The sequence below is a fragment of the Methanomassiliicoccales archaeon genome (genome assembly GCA_038740345.1).
GTDB lineage: Archaea > Thermoplasmatota > Thermoplasmata > Methanomassiliicoccales > UBA472 > JAJRAN01.
Genome location: JAVYMA010000041.1, coordinates 1 through 7,043, shown reverse-complemented (window position 1 = coordinate 7,043; position 7,043 = coordinate 1). Strand labels below are relative to the sequence as shown.

Genomic DNA, 7,043 nt, shown 5'->3' with positions numbered 1-7,043 from the left:
GCCTTGAAAAAGCTGGAGTATCGAGGTTATGATTCAGCTGGCCTGGCCATAGTGGGCGACTCTCTGCAGATTCATAAGGATAAAGGGGAGATAGCGATAATGGAATCCACCTTGCCTCGTATGTTTGGAGGGGTGGGGATTGGGCACACGCGCTGGGCCACCTGCGGTCGTCCCTCGAAGCCAAATGCTCATCCTTTCACTGATTGCAACGGCCGATTTGCCCTCGCTCACAATGGCATAATCGAGAATTATGCAGAGATCAAGCATCAGCTCCAGGCCGAAGGGCATCGGTTCATGTCAGAAACAGATACTGAAGTATTGGTACATCTGGTGGAGAAGAACTATGAGGGAGATCTACGCCTTGCCCTCACCAAGAGTCTCAAGCAAGTGAAGGGTACCTACGCTGTGGTCCTAGTGGAGAAGGGTGCAAATCACATCGTCGCTGCTCGTAAGGAGAATCCCCTGGTGATAGGATTGGGGGTGGGAGAGAATTTCCTCGCCTCTGATGTTACCGCCTTACTTGACTATACCAATAAAGTTGTCCATGTGATGGATGGAGAAGTGGTGGAGGTCTCTCCGGATGAGGTGGTCATCTACGACCAAGCGGGAAAAGTCGTGAAAAGGGATTTCGAATTGGTCACTTGGTCCGCGGAAGAGGCTCAGAAAGGAGGCTATGAACATTTCATGCTCAAGGAGATATTCGAACAGCCTGAGGCGTTACGCAACACGCTCCTATCCAACGTGGATATTGTTGAGAATGGGAGCCTCTTGAATAACGTAGAGGTGACTAGCGTCAAGATCGTTGCCTGTGGCACTTCCTATCATGCCGCCATGGTGGGAAAGTACATGATTGAAAAGGTGGCAAGGGTGCCGACCTCAGTGGAGTTGGCGTCTGAATACCGCTACGGAGCAAACGCCTCGGAGCGCCCCCTCGTGGTGCTCATATCCCAGAGTGGCGAAACAGCGGATACCTTGGCGGCGGCAAGGGAAGCGCGAAGAAGAGGTTGCCGAACGCTCGCCGTCACCAATGTGGTGGGCAGCAGTCTCACACGCGAAGTGGAGGAGGTGCTTTTCACTCGTGCTGGTCCTGAGATTGGCGTAGCCGCTACCAAGACCTTCATTACTCAATTGGTGGCCTTATACTTGATTTCTATGAGACTGGCTCAATTGCGTAAAGCCATAAGCTTGGATGAGATAAGAGCCATGAAGGCACAGATGCAGCAGCTGCCCCAACTCGTGCGGAAGGTGTTGGACGAAGCTTACAGGGTGCAGGAAGCGGCGGAGATGCTGGTCTATGCCAATAGCGTCTTCTTCTTGGGTCGGAATATCAACTACCCGATAATGCTGGAAGGAGCTCTTAAACTGAAGGAAATATCCTACATACATGCAGAGGGCTACGCTGCGGGGGAGCTCAAGCATGGACCTCTAGCCCTCCTCGATGCTAGGACCCCAGTGGTGGCTGCCTGTCCCAGGGACCATACTTACGATAAGATGCTGGCCAATGTAGCGGAGGTGCAGGCGCGCGATTCGCCAGTGCTTGCCATCGGCTTTGAAGGTGACAAGGATCTTGCGAATGTGGTAAGCAAGGTGGTGTACGTTCCCTTCACAGCTCCCCTGCTCTCTCCCTTTACCATCACCGTGGTCCTTCAGCTCCTGGCATACTACACTGCTAAGATAAGGGGATGCCCTATAGATAAACCTAAGAATCTGGCCAAAAGCGTAACGGTGGAATGATCAGCTGAGCGCTTCAGGGCAGACCTCACGCCTGGAGCAGGTTCGACATTTACCTGGCCTATTGTGGTTTCGGTGCACATTTCCACTCGACATCAGGGAGCGCATCTCCTCGAGCTTGGAGAGGACTAAGGCTCGCATGTCCTGATTGAACTCGACCTCATGCTCCGCCTCTTCGTAATGAATTAGCCCATGAGATACGGGCTTACCATCCTCTTCCAGAAGGAGGCAATAGGCGGCAACTTGTAGGATATGAGAGAAGAGAGGGCCTCTCGGGGTACGCCCAGTCTTCACTTCCACGGGGACGTATTCCCCGTTTTGCTCCAGTATTAGATCAGGCCTTCCTTGCAGGCCATATCGCTCAGAGCGAAGAAGTCTGGAGCCGCTGCTGTCTACATATCGTATATTACCTTGGATGGAATGCTTCATCCTTAGTTTCCTAGCCCTTCGAGCGGAGACCACAGAGCCATACAAGGCCAAAGAAGCGGCAATGAGCCAAACTAAGGCGATCAGCTCCAAGACGAAGGCCAGCTCGGGATTGACATTCAGCAGCGATACTGAGTTAAGAGCAATGACCAATGCGACTATGGCGAAGCCTAAAACTATCCTCTCTGTCCTCTCCCGCCTCATTTTATCCTTAACCGAGGTCGAACGTAAAAGGAGGAACAGAGCTGCCATAACCCAAATAATGGAAAGTCCCCCGAGTATGGCGCTCAGCCTTTGCACGTCGCCCCAGGATAGCAGGGAGACCCCCAGGATGGACAATATCGTGGCTACGAGGGAGAAGATGATTACAAGCTTGTCCCAATCCCTTGACTCCTTCTCACCCGCGATGATCCGGTTGATGTCATCCGTGAACACATCATGTGATTTCTTCCCCTGCTGCAGACCCTCCGAAGTAACATCCGACCTTAAAGCGAGCCACCAGCTTAAAGGGCAATAGCCGAAGCGCTCCAGGTCGCTAGCGGATATCGGCTCCAATGCCACGTCATATAAGATTAACGACATCCTATAATAAAGGTCTCTTACAATCCGAGCTTAAAACCTGACAATCCATGTGCAGAAGGGAGGCATCGGTTATGAATATGCCCTTGGGGTTCTCCACCTCATCCACAAAGCCAAACCAGTAAACCACCAGGCCGTCACCGAAGAGCTCGGTATAAGGCTCAAGCTGCTTCTTTACGTTCTTGTTTATCTCTACCTTATCCCCAAATGAGGCCTTGCTCTCGATCCAATTTATTTCCCAGCCATTCACTTTGATAGGCTCGTCCAGAAGGCAATCTGGTGTCTTTGGGTATTCTCCTCTTAAGTCCTTCTCTGTCTTATAAGTTAGATTATGTGAATCCAACCAAGAATGTAATTGGCTCTCCCCCCAGGCTCCTCGTTTATATTGGAGCTCTGTGCCCCAAGGGGAGTAGACGCAGTCCTCCCTGGTGATCTCCTCTATCTCCCTGCGTATGCGCTCATCCTCTATCATCTTTGGCTCGCGCACCATCTTCCAAAACTGTTTCTTGGAGCAGCCATTGCTCTGAAACAGCATCAAGCCCATGAGCACAGGAGGAAACTCATATTTTTCGGAGAGGGAGAGCATGCTCGTTCCTGCCTTCCATTCCTTGAGTATACGAGGGGCCATCCTTTGCACGCGATAGAACTTCTTAGTCGTTTCCCTCACCGTCCTCTGAGTGTAGATGACAGTGAGAAGTTCCTCGTCCAGGCACCTCTCTCTGGCCAATCGCTTTATGTCTGAAGGAGTTTTAAGCTGATCATATAGGTATTTGAAATCGTTATACTTCATCTCTTCACACTTTCGCCTTTTGTAGACTCTGGCCATTATTTAAATTTATAGGGTTAGGCCAAAGAAACAATGGTAAAAAAGCTTCGTCAAGGCGCAAAATAAAAAAAATTATTGTATAATAATCCATCCTACTATCTGGCCCATAGACAAGGTTTTATATGGAAAACGGTGATTCAAACCTCGAGCGGTCCATCCGCTCCAAGGAAGGGATGAGATGAAACAGGAACTTGATAATCTCAACATGCCTTTCATGGCCAAGAGCGCGGGCCCGCCATGGCTGCCTGCCCCGGCCGTGGAAGCTAGGGAGATCGCCTGGTGGACGCAATGGGTGCTGGCGCTTTTCGGCCTGCTACTCATCATCAGCGGCATCATATCCTTCTTCACCCGTAGCTGGTTCTGGGCAGGTTATACCTTGGCGTCTGGCCTGGTCTACTTTTTGCTTTTGTTCTTGATGAAATCGACATTCTTCGACGCTCTGGATCAAGGGCGATTCAAGGAAGCATCGGATAAGCTACTAATCTGGGTCATCATAGGTATTATCTTTGGCTTCATCCCTGGTCTGCTTCTTCTCATTGCCTATATTCGCTTGAGGGATGTCTTTCAGCCGAAGTTCCAACCCTATCCGCCTGGTACCTATCAAGCTGGGGCGCCGCCACCATCCCCACAGCCTCAATATTATGCTCCCCCTCCCCAGCAGGCTCCACCCCCACCCCCTCCGCAGGCACCGCCAGCTCCGCAGCCTACCCCTTCACATGAACCAGCTAAGCATGCGGACATGGTGAAGTGCAAGAAATGCGGTGTGCAATACCCTGCTTTCATGCGAACCTGCCCCAATTGTAACGAGCCACGCTAGGGAAACCATTTATCCCTCCCTATTTTTCCATTGATATAGAACAGCGCCCTCCAGTTCTATGCGCTTTATACGATGGTAGGGAATCCTGGCTTCCGCGGTGCTGAAGAAGGAGCGACCCAGCTCCCTCACCTGCCAACCCATGATCGAGACCTCATCGTTGGGGGCGCCGCGGTGCAGATATGTTATTCTTGCCCGTTCTAATCCTCCTGCCGGGCCCCATTTAAGACGGTTCAGCACGTCCCTAGGGAACACAGATGATCATCACCCTGTAGGAGAAAGATTTTTGGGGACTGAGGAGAAAAGAATCTCTCATGAAAGTGACGGAGTTAGAGGGGAATCTCGTCGATGTGAGGAGAGGCGATATCCTTCCTGCTCGGATCTCCCTTATAGAGGATAGGATCGTTAGCATAACTCCTTTGAGCGGCCAGAAGGACGTCTATCTGCTCCCGGGCCTGATAGATGCGCACATACACATTGAATCATCTCTTCTCTGCCCCGCACGCTTTTCCGAGGCGGCCATTTCTCGAGGTACCACGGCGGTGGTTTCAGACCCTCACGAAATAGCAAATGTGATGGGCCTGGAGGGCGTCAAATATATGTTCCAGGAGGCAGAACGCACTCCACTCCGCATATACTACACCGCACCTTCCTGCGTGCCTGCTCTCGGCCTGGAGGGACCAAAGCTAGACGCGGAAGATGTTCGCCAAATCCTCTCTTGGGAGAGGTGCGTTGGGTTAGGGGAGGTCATGGATGTCCGTGCTGTACTTCAGGATGAGCCATCGCTCATAGCCAAATTGGATGCTGCCAAGGATATGGGGAAGCGCATCGATGGGCATGCCCCAGGATTGAGAGGCGCACCCTTACTGGCCTATGTGGCCGCCGGTCCTGATAGCGATCATGAGTGCACATCAGCGCAGGAGGCGGAAGAGAAGCACCGCCTGGGGATGAGGATAATGGTAAGGGAAGGGAGCGCTGCTAAGGATTTGGCCAACCTGATACCTTTCGCTCAGCGCCACGATTGCATGCTGGTATCTGATGACCTAGATGCTGCAGATCTATTGCTGGGTCATGTGGATAGACTGCTCCGGCGCGCCGTGGAGGAAGGGATGGACCCGGTGCGGGCGATAAGGGCTGTCACCTTGATGCCAGCAGAGCATTACCGTTTACCCCTGGGGGAATTGGCCGAAGGGTCACTAGCGGACATCACCGTGGTTAGGGACCTGAAAAGCTTCGAGCCTTTGCAAACCTGGATAGGTGGTAGATTGGTGGCGCAGAACGGCACCTGCTTGGTCCGGTCTGAGGCTAGGCGCTTACCCCATTCCATTTTCGCACGAAAGGTAAGTGCCGAAGCGCTCATTTTGCCCGGTTTAGAGGAAGGCAAGGAGATGCTGGTCCAGGAGGCGCTTCCCGGCCAGATCGTGGGAGGTTGGAAGCGAATGCGTATGCTGATGAAGGAGGGAGAGGTCATCGCCGATCTGGAGAGAGATATTCTTCTGCTCGCTGTGTTGGATCGTAGGAGACAGCGTCCCCCCACACTTAGCCTGATCACAGGCTTTGGCCTGAGATATGGGGCCATTGCTGCCTCGGTGGCGCATGATGCGCACAATATCATCGGCGTAGGGGTTGACCGCCAATCCTTAGCTAAAGCTTTGAATGCGGTGATAGATATGGGAGGAGGGCTCTATGCCTGGAATGGAAGAGAAGAGCGTAGTCTTCCCCTTCCCCTCGCTGGCCTTATGACTGATCGCCCCTGCGCAGAGGTGGCATCACTGGATGAGGAATTGCGCTCCTTCGTCCAGGCCATGGGCTGCAAACTACCCTCTCCTTTCATGACTCTGTCCTTCCAGGATCCCGAGTTTCGACGAGCTATCATGTCACCTATATGGTCTAAAGGTTGAGCTCAAGTTCCTGTAGGGGAAGTGAGAACGAAACCCTTTTGCGGCAGCACACCGCTTCCGCCCCCTCGGGGTCCTAAAATGGTTGAGGAGGATAGTTTCCGTTGCAAGATAGTCACATGGGATGAGATATCACGTTGGACTTTGGATGTGGCGCGGCAGATACAAGACTGCCGCTGCCACCCTTCAGTAATCGTAGGCCTGACTAGAGGGGGATGGATCCCAGCGCGACTCCTCTGCGATCATCTTCAGGTGAAGAAGCTGTATGCCGTGAAGACCGAGCATTGGGGTATCACGGCCAATCAGAATGGCAAGGCCCTTCTCACGCAGGAGCTCAACGCTAATGTTGAAGGAGAGGACGTCCTCATCGTGGACGATATCACGGATACCGGAGAGAGCCTGAAACTTGCCATTGCCCATGTGAGCAAACTGTCGCCTAAAGAAATACGCACCGCTTGTCTTCTGCATATAACTCATTCCAAGATCGAACCTGATTATTATTCAGTCAAAGTGGCAGAGAAGGAATGGACGTGGTTCATCTTCCCTTGGAACTTGCATGAGGACCTCCGCACACTTCTTCCCAAGACATTGGCCGAGGGAAGAACGGAGGATGAGATAAGAGAGCGCTTCAAGGAGCAGTTCCAAATAGAAGTGGGAGAGGATCTGGTCCGAGGTACATTAAAGGATCTGGAAGCGGCAGGTAAGGTGAAGCGCACCGGCCGCACATGGGTCAGAGTAAAGTGAATTATTGGAAAAGGGCGAAGAGAGA

7 protein-coding genes are annotated in these 7,043 nt (G+C 52.4%); 4 read left to right on the top strand and 3 right to left on the bottom strand.

Features of this window, described 5'->3' with window-relative positions; translation table 11 throughout:
- Positions 1–1,734, top strand: a 1,734-nt coding sequence (gene glmS, locus QW520_08805) for a glutamine--fructose-6-phosphate transaminase (isomerizing) (protein MEM0449903.1), incomplete at its 5' end; no start/stop codon positions are given.
- Here the strand turns inward: glmS and cas4 are convergent.
- Together cas4 and QW520_08795 are read right to left on the bottom strand one after the other, a co-directional pair.
- Positions 1,735–2,739: a CRISPR-associated protein Cas4 gene (cas4, locus tag QW520_08800; protein ID MEM0449902.1), complete on the bottom strand. Its 1,005-nt coding sequence runs from the start codon at positions 2,737–2,739 to the stop codon at positions 1,735–1,737.
- Position 2,740: 1 nt separating this feature from the next.
- Complete coding sequence (locus tag QW520_08795; protein ID MEM0449901.1) at positions 2,741–3,562, bottom strand: C15orf41 family protein; 822 nt, start codon at positions 3,560–3,562, stop codon at positions 2,741–2,743.
- A gap of 178 nt (positions 3,563–3,740) precedes the next feature.
- On the opposite strand from QW520_08795, the gene QW520_08790 reads away from it, so the two are divergent.
- Positions 3,741–4,379, top strand: coding sequence for a hypothetical protein (locus QW520_08790; GenBank protein ID MEM0449900.1), 639 nt, complete (start codon positions 3,741–3,743; stop codon positions 4,377–4,379).
- Positions 4,380–4,388: 9 nt separating this feature from the next.
- Here the strand turns inward: QW520_08790 and QW520_08785 are convergent, their stop codons facing one another.
- A complete protein-coding gene (locus tag QW520_08785; GenBank protein ID MEM0449899.1) occupies positions 4,389–4,631 on the bottom strand; it encodes an RNA repair domain-containing protein in 243 nt (80 codons plus the stop codon).
- Positions 4,632–4,690: 59 nt separating this feature from the next.
- Here QW520_08785 and ade point away from each other — a divergent pair, with 59 nt between their 5' ends.
- Together ade and QW520_08775 are read left to right on the top strand one after the other, a co-directional pair.
- Positions 4,691–6,277: an adenine deaminase gene (gene ade / locus QW520_08780; protein MEM0449898.1), complete on the top strand. Its 1,587-nt coding sequence runs from the start codon at positions 4,691–4,693 to the stop codon at positions 6,275–6,277.
- A gap of 78 nt (positions 6,278–6,355) precedes the next feature.
- Positions 6,356–7,018, top strand: coding sequence for a phosphoribosyltransferase (locus QW520_08775; GenBank protein ID MEM0449897.1), 663 nt, complete (start codon positions 6,356–6,358; stop codon positions 7,016–7,018).
- Positions 7,019–7,043 lie beyond the last annotated feature (25 nt).